This is a genomic window from Pseudomonas benzopyrenica (genome assembly GCF_036884265.1).
Classification (GTDB): Bacteria; Pseudomonadota; Gammaproteobacteria; order Pseudomonadales; family Pseudomonadaceae; genus Chryseomonas; species Chryseomonas benzopyrenica.
This window is the reverse complement of the sequence record NZ_CP145723.1, coordinates 4,031,809-4,048,452: the sequence shown is the minus strand read 5'-3', so window position 1 is coordinate 4,048,452 and position 16,644 is coordinate 4,031,809. Positions and strand designations below refer to the sequence as shown.

Genomic DNA, 16,644 nt, shown 5'->3' with positions numbered 1-16,644 from the left:
ACCGGGTGACAGCCCTTAGAATATGCGGCCTTTCGGGCCATGTGGCCCAGTGTGCCCACAGCTACAAGCACCGACTACAGGAACGAAGTTCAATGGTAACCATCCGTCTAGCCCGTGGCGGCTCCAAGAAGCGCCCCTTCTACCACCTGACCGTGACCAACAGCCGCAATGCGCGTGATGGTCGTTTCGTCGAGCGCATCGGTTTCTTCAACCCGGTGGCCAGCGGCGCCGAAATCCGTCTGTCGGTGGACCAAGAGCGCGCCAATTACTGGCTGTCGCAGGGCGCCCAGCCGTCCGAGCGCGTCGCTCAGCTGCTGAAGAGCGCTCAGGCTACCGCCTGAAGACCATGAGTACGCCGACCTCCGCCCCCGACCTGGTGGTTCTGGGCAAGATAGTTTCGGTCTTTGGCGTACGTGGTGAGCTCAAGATCTACTCCTTTACCGATCCGCTCGACAATCTGCTGGACTATCGGACCTGGACGCTGCGGCGCGAAGGCGAGACCCGACAGGTCAAGGTGCTCGGCGGTCGGTTGCACGGCAAGGTCCTGACGGTACGGCTGCAGGGCCTGGACGATCGTGAAGAAGCCCGGCTGATGGCCGGTTTCGAGATCTGCGTGCCGCGCAGTGAATTGCCCCAGCTGGGCGCCGGTGACTACTACTGGCATCAACTGGAAGGTCTCAAGGTGATCAATCGCGAAGGCCAATGGCTGGGTGTGGTGGATCATCTGCTGGAGACCGGGGCCAACGATGTCATTGTGGTCATGCCCTGTGCTGGCAGCCTCGACGATCGTGAGCGTCTATTGCCCTATCTGCCCGACCAGTACGTGCTGGCGGTGGATCTGGCCAAGGGCGAGATGCAGGTCGACTGGGACGCGGATTTCTGATCCATGCGTATCGATGTCATCAGCATCTTTCCCGAGATGTTCGAAGCCGTGAGCGCCTATGGCGTGAGCGGTCGCGCGATGAAGCAGGGGCTCCTGGAGCTGACCTGCTACAACCCGCGCAGCTATACCGAGGATCGCCACCAGACCGTGGACGACCGGCCCTTTGGCGGCGGTCCCGGTATGGTCATGAAGATCCAGCCGCTGGAGCGCGCCCTGGCCGATGCCCAGGGTGATTCGGCGGCGAAGGTGATCTACCTGTCCCCCCAGGGTCGCAAGCTCGACCAGGCGGCGGTACGGGAACTGGCGCAGGAGGAGCATCTGATCCTCATCGCCGGGCGTTACGAAGGCATTGACGAGCGTTTCATCGAGACGCACGTGGATGAAGAATGGTCGATTGGTGACTATGTGCTGTCCGGCGGTGAATTGCCGGCCATGGTGCTGATCGATGGGGTTACGCGACTGCTGCCCGGAGCCTTGGGGCATGCGGATTCCGCCGAGCAGGACTCGTTTACCGACGGCCTGCTCGATTGCCCGCACTACACCCGACCCGAGGTGTACGAGGGCCGTCGCGTACCCGACGTGTTGCTCAGTGGTAACCACGAGCATATCCGGCGCTGGCGCCTGCAGCAGTCCCTGGGACGTACTGCGGAGCGACGCGCCGATCTTCTGGATGGCCGCTCGCTTTCTGGGGAAGAGCAGAACCTGCTGGCGGAATACCTTCGTCAGCGGAACGATAGTTAGGTATCGATGGCGGGCCGCGGCCTGTCTTAGGAGCAGAGTGACATGACCAACAAAATCATTGCCCAGATCGAAGCTGAGCAGATGAACAAAGAAATCCCGGCGTTCGCCCCCGGCGACACCGTGATTGTCCAGGTTAAGGTGAAGGAAGGCGACCGCCAGCGTCTGCAGGCCTTCGAAGGCGTAGTGATCGGCAAGCGTAACCGCGGCCTGAACAGCGCCTTCACCGTGCGCAAGATCTCCAACGGCGTTGGCGTCGAGCGTACCTTCCAGACCTACAGCCCGCTGGTCGACAGCCTGAGCGTCAAGCGTCGCGGTGACGTGCGCAAGGCCAAGCTGTACTACCTGCGCGAGCTGTCCGGCAAGGCTGCCCGCATCAAGGAAAAGCTTTCCTGATCGCGGCGTGACCAGAAAAAAGCAGCTTCGGCTGCTTTTTTCGTTTCTGAGGTTCGAGGTAAGACATGACGACCCGCGAAGCGGAAATCCAGCGGCGCACGGCGCTGTCGGAAACCCGGGTGGCCAAGGCAGTGTTCCCGCCCACCACCAATCATCACGACACCCTGTTCGGCGGCACCGCCCTGGCCTGGATGGACGAGGTATCCTTCATCACCGCGACGCGCTTCTGTCGCAAGCCACTGGTCACGGTCTCCACCGACCGGATCGATTTCAACCACCCCATTCCCGCCGGCTCCATCGTCGAGCTGATCGGCCGGGTGGTGAAGGTTGGCAACACCAGCATCAAGGTGCAGGTGGAGGTGTTCGTCGAAGGCATGCTGGCGGAAGGGCGCGAGCGCGCCATCAACGGCGCCTTCAGCTTTGTCGCGGTCGATGACGAGGGTAAGCCGACGCCGCTGCTGCCAGGCTTCGCCGCGTGAGCGCCGAACGGCTGATCGAGGAATTCCTCGACGCCCTGTGGCTGGAAAAGGGACTGTCGCCCCATACCCGCAGCGCCTATCGCACCGATCTGCTGGCCTTCGCCCGCTGGCTGCAGGGCAGGGGGCTGACCCTGGAGAACCTGGGTCGCGACGCCGTGCTCGATCACCTCGGCTGGCGCCTGAGCGAGGGCTACCAGGCGCGTTCCACGGCGCGCTTTCTCTCCGGTCTGCGCAGCTTCTACAAGTATGCCGTGCGCGAGGGGCGGGTCGCCGAGGACCCGACGCTGCTGGTGAGCATGCCGCAACTGGGCGCGCCGCTGCCCAAGAGCCTGTCCGAGGCGGACGTGGAAGCCCTGCTGGCCGCACCGGATACCGAAGACACCCTGGGCCTGCGCGATCGCACCATGCTCGAGGTGCTCTATGCCACCGGGTTGCGGGTGACCGAGCTGATCAGCCTGACCCTGGACGAGATCAACCTGCGCGAGGGCTCGCTGCGGGTCTTCGGCAAGGGCAGCAAGGAGCGGCTGATCCCCTTGGGCGAAGAGGCCATCGCCTGGCTGGAAAGCTATCTGAAGACCGCGCGCCCGCTGCTGCTGGGCGGCCAGCCCGGCGATATCCTCTTTCCCAGCCAGCGGGGCACGCCCATGACCCGGCAGACCTTCTGGCACCGCATCAAGCTGCATGCCCAGGTGGCGGGCATCCGCACCTCGCTGTCACCGCATACCCTAAGGCACGCCTTCGCCACCCATTTGCTCAACCACGGCGCGGATCTGCGCACGGTGCAGATGCTGCTCGGCCATACCAGTCTGTCCACCACCCAGATCTACACCCACGTCGCCCGCGTGCGGCTGCAACAACTGCACGCCCAGCACCATCCGCGCGGCTAGGGCCCACCGCCGTAGCCGGCAGGTCTGTGGTAGGCTTGCCGGCGTCTCAACAGGAGTCAAACATGCGTATTTCCCAACTGTTGCTCGCCGCTTGCCTGGGGCTCGGCGTGCAACTGGCTCAGGCCGAACCTGAGCAGGCCATTCGCCAGAGCCTGACCGCGCTGCAGCCCAATCTCGCCATCGAGTCCATCGCCAAGAGTCCGCTGGAAGGCCTCTACCAGGTCCAGCTCAAGGGCGGCCGGGTGCTCTATGCCAGCGGCGACGGCCAGTTCGTCATGCAGGGCTATCTGTACCAGGTCAAGGACGGCAAGGCCTCCAACCTGACCGAGAAGGCCGAGAACGTCGCCGTGGCGCGGCAGATCAACGGCCTCGACCGCAACCAGATGATCATCTATCCCGCCCAGGGCGAGACCAAGGCGCACATCACCGTCTTCACCGACACCACCTGCCCCTATTGCCAGAAGCTGCACGCCGAGGTGCCCGAGCTGAACAAGCGTGGCATCGAGGTGCGCTACCTGGCCTTCCCGCGGCAGGGCATGGGCTCGCCGGGCTCCAAGCAGCTGGAATCGGTGTGGTGCGCCAAGGACAAGCCGGCGGCGCTGAACCAGATGTTCACCGGCCGTGAGGTCAAGTCCGAGAGCTGCCAGAATCCGGTCGCCCAGCAATTCGCGCTGGGGCAGAACATGGGCATCCAGGGCACGCCGGCGATCATTCTCGCCGATGGCCAGATGATCCCGGGCTACCAGCCGGCCGACCAGCTGGCGGAAGCGGCAATCAGCGCCCGCTAGGCGCTGCGAAAGATTTCAACGGCGCTGCGGAGCGGCGCCACCTGATAGGGGGATAAGGGTGTGAAGCCGGTCAAAGTAGGCATCTGTGGTCTGGGTACCGTGGGCAGCGGGACCTTCAACGTACTCAAGCGCAACGCCGAGGAAATCGCCCGGCGCGCCGGACGGGGTATCGAGGTGGCGCAGATCGCCCAGCGCCGACCCAATCCCCAGTGCGATACCGGCAGTACGCCGATCACCGCCGAGGTCCTGGCGGTGGCCGACAATCCCGAGATCGACGTGGTGGTGGAGCTGATCGGTGGCTACACCCTGGCCCGCGAGCTGGTGCTGCGCGCCATCGCCAACGGCAAGCACGTGGTCACTGCCAACAAGGCGCTGATCGCCGTGCACGGCAACGAGATCTTCGCCAAGGCACGCGAGCAGGGCGTGATCGTCGCCTTCGAGGCCTCGGTGGCTGGCGGCATCCCGGTGATCAAGGCGCTGCGCGAAGGCCTGGCCGCCAACCGTATCAACTGGGTGGCCGGCATCATCAACGGCACCGGCAACTTCATCCTCTCCGAGATGCGCGAGAAGGGTCGCACCTTTCCCGATGTCCTGGCCGAAGCCCAGGCGCTGGGCTATGCCGAGGCCGATCCGACCTTTGACGTCGAAGGCATCGATGCCGCCCACAAGCTGACCATCCTGGCCTCCATCGCCTTCGGCATCCCGCTGCAATTCGACAAGGCCTACACCGAGGGCATCACCCGCCTGACCACCGCCGATGTCGGCTATGCCGAGGCGCTGGGCTATCGCATCAAGCACCTGGGCGTGGCGCGCAGCACCGACCAGGGCATCGAGTTGCGGGTGCACCCGACGCTGATCCCGGCCGATCGGCTGATCGCCAACGTCAACGGCGTGATGAACGCGGTGATGGTCAATGGCGACGCCGTCGGCTCGACGCTGTTCTACGGCGCCGGTGCCGGGCAGGAGCCGACCGCCTCGGCGGTGGTGGCCGACCTGGTGGACGTGGTTCGCGCCATGACCTCGGATCCCGAGAATCGCGTACCGCACCTGGCCTTCCAGCCCGATGCGCTGTCCGACCATCCGGTGCTGCCGATCGAGGCCTGCGAGAGCGCCTACTATCTGCGCATCCAGGCCAAGGATCACCCGGGCGTGCTGGCCCAGGTGGCGAGCATCCTCTCGGCGCGTGGCATCAACATCGAGTCCATCATGCAGAAGGAAGCCGAGGAACATGACGGCCTGGTGCCCATGATCCTGCTGACCCATCGCGTGACCGAGCGCCACATGGTCGAGGCCATCACCGCCCTGGAAGCCCTCGATGACGTCGTCGGCGATGTCGTCCGCCTCCGTGTCGAGCACCTGAACTGAGCAGCCTGGCGGCGCCCGGCGCCGCCGTCTTTCCCGAGGTCGAGTCATGCGTTACATCAGTACCCGCGGCCAGGCGCCCGCGCTGAATTTCGAAGAAGTGCTGCTGGCGGGTCTCGCCAGCGATGGTGGTCTCTATGTACCGGAGAACCTGCCGCGTTTTTCCTTGGAAGAGATCGCCTCCTGGGCCGGTCTGCCCTACCACGAGCTGGCCTTCCGGGTGATGAAGCCCTTCGTCGCCGGCTCCATCGCCGATGCCGAATTCAAGGCCATCCTGGAAGAGACCTACGCTGGTTTCACCCATAGCTCGATCGCGCCGCTGCGTCAGCTGGATGCCAACGAGTGGGTGCTGGAGCTGTTCCACGGCCCGACCCTGGCCTTCAAGGACTTCGCCCTGCAACTGCTGGGACGGCTGCTCGACCATGTGCTGGCCAAGCGCGGCGAACGCGTGGTGATCATGGGCGCCACCTCCGGCGACACCGGCTCGGCGGCCATCGAAGGCTGCAAGCGCTGTGAGAACGTCGACATCTTCATCCTCCATCCGCACCAGCGGGTGTCGGAAGTGCAGCGCCGGCAGATGACCACGCTGCTGGGCGACAACATCCACAACATCGCCATCGAAGGCAACTTCGACGACTGCCAGGAGATGGTCAAGGCCAGCTTCGCCGATCAGGGTTTCCTCAAGGGCACCCCGCTGGTGGCGGTCAACTCGATCAACTGGGCGCGGATCATGGCCCAGATCGTCTACTACTTCCACGCGGCCCTGCAGCTGGGCGCCCCGGCGCGCTCCATCGCCTTCTCGGTGCCCACCGGCAACTTCGGCGACATCTTCGCCGGGTACCTGGCGCGCAACATGGGCCTGCCGGTGAGCCAGCTGGTGGTGGCCACCAACCGCAACGATATTCTGCACCGCTTCATGTCCGGCAATCGCTACGACAAGCAGCAGCTGGAAGCCACCCTGTCGCCGTCCATGGACATCATGGTCTCGTCCAACTTCGAGCGCCTGCTGTTCGACCTGCACGGTCGCGACGGCTTGGCCCTGGCCGAGCTGATGGCGAACTTCCGCAGCAGCGGCACCCTGACGGTGGCGGACGATCGCTGGACCGAAGCGCGCAAGCTGTTCGATTCCCTGGCCGTGAACGATGAGGAGACTTGCGCCACCATCGCCGAGGTCTTTGCCGCCACCGGCGAGGTGTTGGATCCGCACACCGCCATCGGTGTACGCGCCGCTCGCGAATGCCGCCGCAGCCTGGCCACCCCGATGGTGGTGCTGGGTACCGCCCATCCGGTGAAATTCCCCGAAGCGGTGGAAAAGGCCGGCATCGGCGCGACCCTCAGCCTGCCGACCCACCTGGCCGATCTGCTGCAGCGTGAAGAGCGCTGCACCGTGCTGCCCAACGACCTGGCCGCCGTCCAGGCCTTCGTCAGCCGCCACGGCAAGCGTGGTCAGCCGCTGTAAGGGGGTTCGCTAACCTGCGACCGTAGGTTGGGCTGAGACGACTCCCTCGTCGAAGCCCAACACGGCGGACTCCAACCGTCTTTGTTGGGCTTCGCTGCGCTCAACCCAACCTACGCTGACCTGTAGGTTGGGTTGAGACGGCTCCATCGTCGAAGCCCAACAAGGCAGACTCCAACCGTCGCTGCTACGCTCAGCCCAACCTACGGATCCACGGTCCCAAGCCCCCCGGCCTTTTCCGGTACAATGCCCGGCTTTCCCTGCCGGTGACCCGCCCATGGCTCTGCAAGCCACGCCCTACAAAGTCGAACTCAACCTCACCGATCTGGATCGCGGGGTCTACGAGAATCTGCGCCTGACCGTGGCGCGGCATCCCTCCGAGACCGAGGAGCGAATGGCGGTGCGGTTGCTGGCCTATGTGCTCTGGTACAACGAGCAGCTGGCCTTTGGTCGTGGCCTGTCCGACGTCGACGAGCCGGCGCTGTGGGAAAAGAGTCTCGATGGCCGGGTGCTGCACTGGATCGAAGTCGGCCAGCCCGATGCCGAGCGCCTGACCTGGTGCAGCCGTCGCACCGAGCGCACCAGCCTGCTGGCCTACGGCAACCTGCGCGTCTGGCAGACCAAGGTGGTGGACGCGGTCAGGACGCTGAAGAATCTGCACATCGCCGCGGTTCCCGCCGAGCCCCTGGCCGAACTGGCCCGCGATCTGCCGCGCAGCATTTCCTGGCAGGTGATGATCAGCGAAGGCACCCTGTTCGTCACCGACGACCGCGGTCAGCACGAATTGCAGCTGGAATGGCTGCTGGGCGAACGTTGATGCGCCTGGAGCCCCGTCCGCTACCGGCAGTATTGCCCGACCTGGGCGACTTGCCGCCGCTGCTCACCCGGCTCTATGCCGCGCGCGGCGTGACCCTGCCGGAAGAACTGGACAAGGGGCTGGCGCGGCTGGTGCCCTATCACCAGCTCAAGGGCATCGAGGCGGCGGTGGAGCTGCTGGCGCGCGCTCTGGAAGAGCGCCGGCGCATCCTCATTGTCGGCGATTTCGATGCCGATGGCGCTACCGCCAGCGCCGTGGGCGTGCTGGCCCTGCGTCGCCTGGGCGCGGCTTGGGTCGACTACCTGGTGCCCAATCGCTTCGAATACGGCTACGGCCTGACGCCCGAGATCGTTGCCGTGGCCCTGCAGCGCGAACCCGAGGTGCTGCTCACCGTCGACAACGGCATCTCCAGCCTGGACGGCGTGGCCGCGGCCAAGGCGGCCGGGTTGCAGGTGGTCATCACCGACCACCACCTGCCGGGCGCCGAATTGCCCGCCGCCGATGCCATCGTCAATCCGAATCAGCCGGCCTGCGCCTTTCCCAGCAAATGCATCGCCGGGGTCGGGGTGATCTTCTATGTGATGCTGGCCCTGCGCAGTCGCCTGCGCGAGAACGGCTGGTTCGTTCGTCAGGGCCTGGCGGAGCCCAATCTGGCCGAGTTGCTGGATCTGGTCGCCCTCGGCAGCGTCGCCGACGTCGTGCCGCTTGATGCCAACAACCGCATCCTGGTGCACCAGGGGCTGATGCGGATCCGCGCCGGTCGGGCACGACCGGGGCTCAAGGCGCTGCTGGAAGTGGCCGGGCGCCAGCCGGGCAAGGTGGCCTCCAGCGACCTGGGTTTCATTCTCGGCCCGCGGCTCAATGCGGCGGGGCGCCTGGACGACATGTCCATCGGCATCGAATTGCTACTCTGCGAAGACCTGCAGCTGGCGCAGGAATATGCCCAGCAGCTGGACGACTTCAACAAGGATCGCAAGAGCATCGAGCAGGGCATGCAGCGCGAGGCGCTCAAGCAGCTCAAGGAGTTGCCGGAAGACAATCTGCCCTTCGGTCTCTGTCTGTTCGACCCGGAGTGGCACCAGGGCGTGATCGGCATCCTCGCCTCGCGTCTCAAGGAAAAGTATCACCGCCCGGCGCTGGCCTTCGCCGACGACGGCAGTGGCAGCGGCATGCTCAAGGGCTCGGCGCGTTCGGTACCCGGGCTGCACATCCGCGATGCCCTGGACGCCGTGGCGACCCGTCATCCGGGGCTCATCACCAAGTTCGGCGGTCACGCCATGGCCGCCGGCCTCAGTCTGCCCCAGGCGCACTACGAGACCTTTACCGCCGCCTTCGATGCCGAGGTGCGGCGTCACCTGCAGGCCGAGGATCTCAGCGGTCGCCTGCAGACCGATGGCTGCCTCGCTCCGAGCGAATTCCAGCTCGATCTGGCCCAGGCCCTGCGCCAGGCCGGCCCCTGGGGGCAGCAGTTTCCCGAGCCGCTGTTTCACGGCACCTTCGAGATCCTCTCCCAGCGCTTGCTCAAGGAACGGCACCTCAAGCTGACCCTGCGCAGCGAGCAGGGCGGCCCGGAGCTGGACGGCATCGCCTTCAACATCGACCGTGACACCTGGCCCGATCCCAATATCCGCTGGGCCGAGCTGGCCTATCGGTTGGACGTGAATGAATTCCGCGGCAACGAGAGCGTGCAGTTGCTGGTGGTGCACCTGGCACCGCGTTAGTCGGAACAGCGACCTATTCTGTTCGGGAACACTCCAATGCGGTGAATCCCGACTAGACGAGGTCCGCCATGAGTCTCCTGTTCCAGCCCCTGACCCTGCGTCAGCTGACCCTGCCCAATCGCGTGGTGGTCTCCCCGATGTGCCAGTATTCCAGCGAAGACGGCTTCGCCAACGACTGGCACCTGGTTCACCTGGGCAGTCGCGCCACCGGTGGCGCCGGCCTGGTGATCTTCGAGGCTACCGCGGTCACCGCCGACGGGCGCATCACGCCCCAGGACCTGGGCCTGTGGAAGGACGAGCAGATCGAGCCCCTGCGCCGTATCACCCAGTTCATCGAAGGCCAGGGCAGCGTCGCCGGTATCCAACTGGCCCATGCTGGCCGTAAGGCCAGTACCTGGCAACCCTGGCTCGGCAAGCACGGCAGCGTGCCCATCGCCGAAGGCGGCTGGGTGCCGGTGGCGCCCTCGGCCATCGCCTTCGATCCCCAGCACACCCGGCCCACCGCCATGGATCGCGACGATATCGCCAGCATCCGCCGGGCCTTCGTGGACACCGCCGAGCGCGCCCTGGCGGCCGGCTTCAAGGTGGCCGAGGTCCATGCCGCCCACGGCTATCTGCTGCACCAGTTCCTCTCGCCGCTCTCCAATCGCCGCGAGGACGATTACGGCGGCAATTTCGAGAATCGCATTCGCCTGTTGCTGGAAGTCACCGCTGATGTCCGCGCGGTCTGGCCGGAAGCGTTGCCGCTGTTCGTGCGGGTTTCAGCCACCGACTGGGTGGAAGACGGTTGGGATGTCGATGAGACGGTGGAGCTGGCACGCCGACTGAAGACTCTGGGCGTCGACCTGATCGACGTCTCCTCCGGCGGCACCGCCGCCCAGGCCGACATTCCCACCGGGCCCGGCTACCAGACCCAGTTCGCCGAGCGGGTGCGCAAGGAGGCTGGGATTCCCAGTGGCGCGGTGGGCATGATCACCGATGCGGCCCAGGCCGAGCACGTGCTGCGTACCGGTCAGGCCGATCTGGTGCTGCTGGCCCGCGAACTGCTGCGCGATCCCTACTGGCCGCTGAATGCCGCCGAAGCCCTACGGGAAAAGGTCTCCTGGCCGCCGCAATACGTGCGCGCCGCGCACCGGGATACGCCGCTGCGCAAGCCGTTCGGGGAGGAATAGGGCGCGGGACGGAGCCATCCGTGCGGATGGCTCCCCGAGTCAGGGCTTGACCGGGCGCAGCATCGCCTCCAGGGCGTCGCTGTCGTAGTAGTCGCCCAGATACCAGATGCGGCCGTCGCGGATCTTCATGATGCTGGCGCCGCGGATCTTGACCGGCTGCCTGCCGGTGGCGGTGACGCGGTTGCCGGTCAGTTCCCATTCGAAGGCGATGCTGCGCGGGCCGATGACCGGCTTGTGCACCATCTTCACCTGTAGATCCGGGACGGCCTTGAGGGTGACCTTGACGATGCGGTCGCGGGCCTGGGTGCGGCTGGTCTCGGTGGTGGCGACGCCGCTGTCGAAATACTGCACCTTGGGGTCGAGCAGGGCGCTGGCGGCCTCGGCATCGTGATCGTTCCAGGCATCGAGATAGCGATTGGCGATGAGGCGGGCGTCCTCGGCGGCGGCCTGGACCTGGCCGGCAGTGAGGGCGAGCGAAAGCGCGAACAGCACAGCCAGACGCGAGCGCATGGGGTGTCTCCGGCAACTGCAAGGGAAAGGCGCAAGAGTAGCGCCGTGGGCGGCCCGCGGTCAGCAATATTTTGTATCAACCGGCTGGTCGCGACGGCAACCCTGGCAACATTCGGTAAGCAGGTGCCGGGAGCCAGACGGTGTGGTCAGCGGTCCTAAAGGGCTGAATCCTGACTCTGTGGAGGTCATCCATGAACACCCGCGGTTTGCTTGATCAACTGCTCAAGGCGGGCCAGCAGGCGCTGGCCAAGAAGACCGGTCACTCGGCCCCCCGACCCGGCACGGCGTCCACCGGCAAGGATTCCCTCGGCGGTCTGCTCTCCGGACTGGGCAACAGCGGCTTGGCGGCTGGGGCCCTGACCGCGCTGCTGGGCAGCAAGCGCGGTCGCGCCATGGGTGGCAAGGCGGTCGGCTATGGCGGTCTGGCGGCCCTGGGCATGGTGGCCTACAAGGCCTATCAGTCCTGGCAGGCCAATCAGGCCCAGGGGACGGCGGCCGTCGAGCCCCGCACCGTGGATCGGGTGCCGGAGCACGAAGCCGAGGCCCATGGCCGGGCGGTGCTGATCGCCCTGATCGCGGCAGCCAAGGCCGATGGTCATGTCGATGACCAGGAGCGCCAGGCCATCGAGGCCGAGATGGCCAAGGTGGATGACGATCCCGAGTTGCGCAGCTGGTTGCAGCGGGAACTGGAACAACCGCTGGATCCGGCCAAGGTCGCCGCGGCGGCGGAAACGCCCGAGATGGCCGCCGAGATGTACCTGGCCAGCCTGATGCTGATCGACGATCAGCAATACATGGAAAAGGCCTACCTGGACGAGCTGGCACGCCAGCTGCGCCTGGAGCCCGGCCTGCGCGCCGAGCTGGAGCGTGAGGCCGCGGCAGTCTAACGGCTAGGCGAGCGGGCGTTCCTCGCCCAGCAGGACGCTCCGCTCCGCCGCGCAGAGGTGCAACAGGAAATCCCAGACCACGCGCAGGCGCGCTGAGCGGTGCAACTCCCGGTGGGTCGAGATCCAGTACTCGCGGGTGAAGGACCGCTCCGGGAGCACGCCTTCCAAGGGAGTGTTCTGACCCACCAGGTAGCAGGGCAGCACCGCGATGCCGATGCCAGCGCAGGCCGCTTCGCGCTGGGCGATGACACTGGTGCTGCGAAAGACGATGCGCGGATCCGAACAGAGTCCCTGGATGAATTGCAGTTCGCGGGTATACAGCAGGTCGTCGACGTAGCCGATGAAGGTCTGCTCGCCGAGATCGGCCTGGGCGTCCAGCGCGGGTGCCCGATCCAGGTAGGCGCGACTGGCATAGAACCTCAGGCGATAGGGCGTCAGTCGCCGGCCGATCAGGCCTTCGGCGGTGGGCCTTTCCAGGGTGATGGCGATGTCCGCCTCGCGATTGGTGACGCTGACGAAGCGCGGCACCGAGACCAGCTCCACTTCCAGACCCGGATAATCGCGCAGCAGCGCTCCTAGGCGCTGGGCGAGAAAACCGGTGCCCAGGCCTTCAGTCACCCCGACCCGTACCTGACCCAGCGGATTGAGTCGCTGGGTCACGGCCTCCTGGGCCAGCAGTGCGGCTTCTTCCATCGCCTGGGCGTGCGCCAGCAGGGCCTGACCGGCCGGGGTGAGCTGGTAGCCGCTGGCCTGTTGCACCAGCAGCTGGCTGCCCAGGGCGCGTTCCAGGGCCTCCAGGTGGCGGGCAACGGTCGCATGACTGACGCCCAGGCTGCGGGCGGCGGTGAGCAGGCGGCCATGGCGCTGGACCTCCAGAAAAACCCGCAGATCGTTCCAGTCGAACATCCCTTTTCCTCGTCTCGGCCTGTCTGCCCAGCCGCTTGCTGGTCACTGTTCAGAAATGCACAGCCGTTGCCCGTTTTCTGCGACTGTTGTTCGCGGATGACGACACTAGGATAGGGACCACAACAACAAAAAAGCGAGGGAACGTCATGCCCGGTCCTGCTGCGGAATATGACTTCATCATCGTCGGCGCCGGTCCGGCCGGCTGCCTGCTGGCCAATCGGCTGTCCGCCGATCCGGCCCATCGCGTGCTGCTGCTGGAAGCCGGCGGCCGTGACAACCATCCCTGGATCCACATCCCCGTCGGCTATCTGTTCTGTATCGGCAATCCGCGCACCGACTGGTGCTTCAAGACCGAGGTGGAAGCGGGCCTGGGTGGCCGCGCGCTCAACTATCCGCGTGGCCGGGTGCTGGGTGGCTGCTCGTCCATCAACGGCATGATCTACATGCGCGGCCAGGCCCGTGACTATGACGGCTGGGCCGCCGCTGGCAATCCCGGCTGGGGCTGGCAGGACGTACTGCCGCTGTTCAAGCGTATGGAAGATCATTGCGACGGCGCCTCGGCCGTTCATGGTGCCGGGGGTGAATGGCGGGTCGAGCGGCAGCGCCTGCACTGGACCCTGCTCGATGCCTTTCGCAGTGCCGCGGGTGAAACCGGCATCGCGCCGGTGGAAGACTTCAACACCGGCGACAACGAAGGCTGCGGCTACTTCCAGGTCAATCAGCGTAATGGCGTGCGCTGGAATGCCGCCAAGGCTTTTCTCAAGCCCGTCCGCCAGCGTGCCAATCTGCAGGTGCTGACCGGAGTGCAAGTGGAGCGGGTGCTGCTGGATGAGGGCAGGGCACGGGCGGTGCTGGCGCGGCTGCCGGGCCAGGCCGAGCCCCAGCGCCTGGTGGCGCGGCGGGAGATCGTGCTCTGCGCCGGCGCCATTGGCTCGCCGACCCTGTTGCAACGTTCCGGCATCGGTCCGCGCGGTCTGCTCGAAGGGCTGGGCATCGGTGTCCAGCATCGGCTGGAAGGGGTCGGCGGCAACCTGCAGGATCACCTGCAACTGCGGCTGATCTATCGGGTGCACGGCGTGCCGACCCTCAATGCCCTGGCCGGCAGTCTCTGGGGCAAGCTGGGCATGGGCCTGGAGTATCTCTGGAGTCGCAGTGGTCCCCTGGCCATGGCGCCGAGCCAACTGGGCGCCTTCGCCCGTTCCGATCCCGGGCAGCCCTCGGCCAATCTGCAGTATCACGTGCAGCCGCTGTCGCTGGAGCGCTTCGGCGAGCCCCTGCATGGCTTTCCCGCCTTTACCGCCTCGGTGTGCAACCTGCGCCCGGCCAGTCGTGGCCAGGTGGCCATCCGCAGCGCCGACCCGCTGGCCGCGCCGCTGATCCAGCCGCGCTACCTCAGCGCGCCGGAGGATCTCAAGGTGGCCGCCGACGCCATCCGCCTGACCCGGCGCATCGCCGCCGCGCCGGCACTGGCCGCTTACCGGCCCGAGGAGTATCTGCCAGGCCCGGCCTATCAGAGCGAGGAAGAACTGCAGCAGGCCGCGGGCGCCATCGGCACCACCATCTTCCATCCTTCCGGCACCTGCCGCATGGGGCAGGGCGCCGACGCCGTGGTGGACGCCCGCCTGCGGGTGCATGGCATTCCCGGGCTGCGGGTGGCCGACGCCTCCATCATGCCGACCCTGGTCTCGGGCAACAGCTGTTCGCCGACGCTGATGATCGCCGAGCAGGCGGCCACCTTCATGCTGGCCGAGGCGCGGGAGCAGGGCAGTCACGAGCTGCCCGCCGCCGTTGCCCGGGCCAGCGCCGCCTCGGCGGCCTAGCTGCGTCCATCCGGTTCCACCGACGGCGGAGCCTTCCGCCGTTTCCACCGTAGTAGCTGTCGCCCATAACAACAATCAGCCCGGCGATCCCGGGTCAGGAGAACGTGCGATGTCCGACTATGCCCAACCCCGGGTCCAACCCAGCGCGGCCAGCAGTCGCCGCGAAGAACGCAAGGTGATCTTCGCCTCGTCCTTGGGGACCGTCTTCGAGTGGTACGACTTCTTTCTCTACGGCGCCCTGGCGGCGGTGATAAGCAAGCAGTTCTTCGCCGGCGTCAACGACACCACCGCCTTCATCTTCGCCCTGCTGGCCTTCGCTGCCGGTTTCGTGGTGCGGCCCTTCGGCGCCCTGGTGTTCGGCCGCCTGGGCGACATGGTCGGGCGCAAGTACACCTTTCTCGCCACCATCATCCTCATGGGCATCGCCACCTTCGGCGTCGGCCTGCTGCCCACCTACGCCAGCATCGGCGTGGCCGCGCCCATCATCCTGGTGGTGCTGCGCCTGCTGCAGGGCCTGGCCCTGGGCGGTGAGTACGGCGGCGCCGCCACCTACATCGCCGAGCACGCGCCGCCCGGCAAGCGCGGTGCCCACACCAGCTGGCTGCAATCCACCGCGACTCTGGGGCTGTTGCTGTCGCTGGTGGTGATCCTGGTCTGCCGCTACCTGACCGGCGACCAGTTCGAGGTCTGGGGCTGGCGCCTGCCGTTCCTGCTGTCGATCTTCCTGCTGGCCATCTCCACCTGGATCCGCCTGTCGATGCACGAATCGCCGGCCTTCCTGCGCATGAAGGCCGAAGGCAAGCAGAGCAAGGCGCCGATCCGCGATTCCTTCACCAACTGGAGCAATCTCAAGGTGGTGCTGATCGCGCTGTTCAGCATCAACGGCGGCCAGGCGGTGACCTTCTACCTGTCGCAGTTCTATGTGATGTTCTTTCTCACCCAGACCCTCAAGCTGGATCCGGTGCTGGCCAACAACCTGCTGATCGTCAGCGTGATCCTGGGCGCCCCCTTCTTCGTCATCGCCGGCTGGCTGTCGGACAAGGTCGGCCGCAAGCCGATCCTGATGCTGGGCCTGCTGCTGGCCACGGTGCTCTACTTTCCGCTGTTCAAGGCCCTGACCCACTACGCCAATCCACAGATCTACCAGGCCAGCCAGCAGGCGCCCATCGTGGTCACCGCCGATCCGGCTACCTGCACCTTCCAGTTCGATCCGGTGGGCAAGGCGCGTTTCGACAGCCCCTGCGACCGGGTCAAGACCCTGCTGGCCAAGAGCGGACTGCCCTACCGCAGCGTGGCGGCGGCACCGGGGGACGCGGTGCAGGTCAATGTCGGCGACAAGGTCATCGTCGGCTATGACGAGCCGGCCCTGCGCGCGGCGGTACAGGCCGCCGGCTATCCGGCCAAGGCCGATGCGGCCCAGGTCAACAAACCCATGGTGGTGGCGGTGATCTTCGCCCTGATCCTGATCGCGACCCTCTGCTACGGCCCCCTGGCGGCGCTGATGGTGGAGCTGTTTCCCACGCGCATCCGCTACACCTCCATGTCGCTGCCGTACCACATCGGCAATGGCTGGTTCGGCGGCTTCCTGCCCACGGTGTCCTTTGCCCTGGTGGTCTATACCGGCGACATCTTCTACGGCCTCTGGTACCCGGTACTGGTGACCGGCGTCAGCCTGGTGGTAGGCCTGCTGTGTCTGCCGGAAACCCGCCACCGCGATCTCGACGCCGATTGAGACCCAGCAGGCGGCGAATCCCCGTCGCACTCTGAGTTTCGCCGCCGATTGGGTTATACTCGCGAGCTTTTCCACAGCTTTTCTCGCGAG

17 protein-coding genes are annotated in these 16,644 nt (G+C 66.1%); 15 read left to right on the top strand and 2 right to left on the bottom strand.

Annotated features, from left to right (window positions below; genetic code table 11):
- Window positions 1–92 precede the first annotated feature (92 nt).
- The 12 genes from rpsP to V6W80_RS19205 all read left to right on the top strand — a co-directional run bounded on the left by rpsP (window position 93) and on the right by V6W80_RS19205 (window position 10,699).
- Window positions 93–341 (top strand): 30S ribosomal protein S16, encoded by a 249-nt coding sequence (gene rpsP, locus V6W80_RS19260; protein WP_007160954.1) that lies wholly within the window; start codon window positions 93–95, stop codon window positions 339–341.
- A gap of 5 nt (window positions 342–346) precedes the next feature.
- Entirely contained in the window at window positions 347–883 is a 537-nt protein-coding gene (gene rimM / locus V6W80_RS19255; RefSeq protein ID WP_338545116.1) for a ribosome maturation factor RimM, read from the top strand.
- A gap of 3 nt (window positions 884–886) precedes the next feature.
- Window positions 887–1,624 carry a tRNA (guanosine(37)-N1)-methyltransferase TrmD gene (gene trmD, locus V6W80_RS19250; RefSeq protein ID WP_064307869.1) on the top strand — a complete coding sequence of 246 codons (738 nt, stop codon included), beginning with the start codon at window positions 887–889 and terminating at the stop codon, window positions 1,622–1,624.
- 42 nt (window positions 1,625–1,666) lie between these two features.
- A complete protein-coding gene (gene rplS / locus V6W80_RS19245) occupies window positions 1,667–2,017 on the top strand; it encodes a 50S ribosomal protein L19 (RefSeq protein WP_007160957.1) in 351 nt (116 codons plus the stop codon).
- A gap of 65 nt (window positions 2,018–2,082) precedes the next feature.
- A complete protein-coding gene (locus tag V6W80_RS19240; protein WP_017640794.1) occupies window positions 2,083–2,496 on the top strand; it encodes an acyl-CoA thioesterase in 414 nt (137 codons plus the stop codon).
- Window positions 2,493–3,383 (top strand): site-specific tyrosine recombinase XerD, encoded by an 891-nt coding sequence (gene xerD / locus V6W80_RS19235; protein WP_338545115.1) that lies wholly within the window; start codon window positions 2,493–2,495, stop codon window positions 3,381–3,383. The genes V6W80_RS19240 and xerD overlap by 4 nt, the downstream gene beginning before the upstream one ends.
- A 62-nt stretch (window positions 3,384–3,445) precedes the next feature.
- Window positions 3,446–4,171 carry a thioredoxin fold domain-containing protein gene (locus tag V6W80_RS19230; RefSeq protein WP_338545114.1) on the top strand — a complete coding sequence of 242 codons (726 nt, stop codon included), beginning with the start codon at window positions 3,446–3,448 and terminating at the stop codon, window positions 4,169–4,171.
- A gap of 60 nt (window positions 4,172–4,231) precedes the next feature.
- A complete protein-coding gene (locus V6W80_RS19225; protein ID WP_338545113.1) occupies window positions 4,232–5,536 on the top strand; it encodes a homoserine dehydrogenase in 1,305 nt (434 codons plus the stop codon).
- Between the two features lie 46 nt (window positions 5,537–5,582).
- On the top strand, window positions 5,583–6,992 hold the full coding sequence (thrC, locus tag V6W80_RS19220; protein WP_338545112.1) for a threonine synthase: 1,410 nt from the start codon (window positions 5,583–5,585) through the stop codon (window positions 6,990–6,992).
- A 274-nt stretch (window positions 6,993–7,266) separates the two neighbouring features.
- Window positions 7,267–7,806 carry a YaeQ family protein gene (locus V6W80_RS19215; RefSeq protein ID WP_007160963.1) on the top strand — a complete coding sequence of 180 codons (540 nt, stop codon included), beginning with the start codon at window positions 7,267–7,269 and terminating at the stop codon, window positions 7,804–7,806.
- Window positions 7,806–9,527, top strand: a complete 1,722-nt coding sequence (gene recJ / locus V6W80_RS19210; protein WP_338545111.1) for a single-stranded-DNA-specific exonuclease RecJ — start codon at window positions 7,806–7,808, stop codon at window positions 9,525–9,527. The genes V6W80_RS19215 and recJ overlap by 1 nt, the downstream gene beginning before the upstream one ends.
- Window positions 9,528–9,595: 68 nt before the next feature.
- Entirely contained in the window at window positions 9,596–10,699 is a 1,104-nt protein-coding gene (locus V6W80_RS19205; protein WP_093256104.1) for an NADH:flavin oxidoreductase/NADH oxidase, read from the top strand.
- Between the two features lie 39 nt (window positions 10,700–10,738).
- Here V6W80_RS19205 and V6W80_RS19200 read toward each other — a convergent pair whose 3' ends face one another.
- A complete protein-coding gene (locus V6W80_RS19200) occupies window positions 10,739–11,209 on the bottom strand; it encodes a nuclear transport factor 2 family protein (protein ID WP_338545110.1) in 471 nt (156 codons plus the stop codon).
- Between the two features lie 191 nt (window positions 11,210–11,400).
- Here V6W80_RS19200 and V6W80_RS19195 point away from each other — a divergent pair, with 191 nt between their 5' ends.
- Window positions 11,401–12,096 carry a tellurite resistance TerB family protein gene (locus tag V6W80_RS19195; RefSeq protein ID WP_338545109.1) on the top strand — a complete coding sequence of 232 codons (696 nt, stop codon included), beginning with the start codon at window positions 11,401–11,403 and terminating at the stop codon, window positions 12,094–12,096.
- A 3-nt stretch (window positions 12,097–12,099) separates the two neighbouring features.
- Here the strand turns inward: V6W80_RS19195 and V6W80_RS19190 are convergent, their stop codons facing one another.
- Entirely contained in the window at window positions 12,100–13,002 is a 903-nt protein-coding gene (locus V6W80_RS19190) for a LysR family transcriptional regulator (protein WP_338545108.1), read from the bottom strand.
- 146 nt (window positions 13,003–13,148) lie between these two features.
- Here V6W80_RS19190 and V6W80_RS19185 point away from each other — a divergent pair, with 146 nt between their 5' ends.
- The gene (locus tag V6W80_RS19185) at window positions 13,149–14,822 is read left to right on the top strand and encodes a GMC family oxidoreductase (RefSeq protein WP_338545107.1); all 1,674 of its coding nucleotides are present in this window, start codon (window positions 13,149–13,151) and stop codon (window positions 14,820–14,822) included.
- Window positions 14,823–14,931: 109 nt separating this feature from the next.
- Entirely contained in the window at window positions 14,932–16,554 is a 1,623-nt protein-coding gene (locus V6W80_RS19180) for an MFS transporter (protein ID WP_068383453.1), read from the top strand.
- The last annotated feature ends 90 nt before the right edge of the window (window positions 16,555–16,644 follow it).

Bases quoted from the DNA above. Each gene is read 5' to 3' on its own strand.
- rpsP (WP_007160954.1), top strand. From the start codon at position 93: ATGGTAACCATCCGTCTAGCCCGTGGCGGCTCCAAGAAGCGCCCCTTC.
- rimM (WP_338545116.1), top strand. From the start codon at position 347: ATGAGTACGCCGACCTCCGCCCCCGACCTGGTGGTTCTGGGCAAGATA.
- trmD (WP_064307869.1), top strand. From the start codon at position 887: ATGCGTATCGATGTCATCAGCATCTTTCCCGAGATGTTCGAAGCCGTG.
- rplS (WP_007160957.1), top strand. From the start codon at position 1,667: ATGACCAACAAAATCATTGCCCAGATCGAAGCTGAGCAGATGAACAAA.
- V6W80_RS19240 (WP_017640794.1), top strand. From the start codon at position 2,083: ATGACGACCCGCGAAGCGGAAATCCAGCGGCGCACGGCGCTGTCGGAA.
- V6W80_RS19230 (WP_338545114.1), top strand. From the start codon at position 3,446: ATGCGTATTTCCCAACTGTTGCTCGCCGCTTGCCTGGGGCTCGGCGTG.
- thrC (WP_338545112.1), top strand. From the start codon at position 5,583: ATGCGTTACATCAGTACCCGCGGCCAGGCGCCCGCGCTGAATTTCGAA.
- V6W80_RS19215 (WP_007160963.1), top strand. From the start codon at position 7,267: ATGGCTCTGCAAGCCACGCCCTACAAAGTCGAACTCAACCTCACCGAT.
- recJ (WP_338545111.1), top strand. From the start codon at position 7,806: ATGCGCCTGGAGCCCCGTCCGCTACCGGCAGTATTGCCCGACCTGGGC.
- V6W80_RS19205 (WP_093256104.1), top strand. From the start codon at position 9,596: ATGAGTCTCCTGTTCCAGCCCCTGACCCTGCGTCAGCTGACCCTGCCC.
- V6W80_RS19200 (WP_338545110.1), bottom strand. From the start codon at position 11,209: ATGCGCTCGCGTCTGGCTGTGCTGTTCGCGCTTTCGCTCGCCCTCACT.
- V6W80_RS19195 (WP_338545109.1), top strand. From the start codon at position 11,401: ATGAACACCCGCGGTTTGCTTGATCAACTGCTCAAGGCGGGCCAGCAG.
- V6W80_RS19190 (WP_338545108.1), bottom strand. From the start codon at position 13,002: ATGTTCGACTGGAACGATCTGCGGGTTTTTCTGGAGGTCCAGCGCCAT.
- V6W80_RS19185 (WP_338545107.1), top strand. From the start codon at position 13,149: ATGCCCGGTCCTGCTGCGGAATATGACTTCATCATCGTCGGCGCCGGT.
- V6W80_RS19180 (WP_068383453.1), top strand. From the start codon at position 14,932: ATGTCCGACTATGCCCAACCCCGGGTCCAACCCAGCGCGGCCAGCAGT.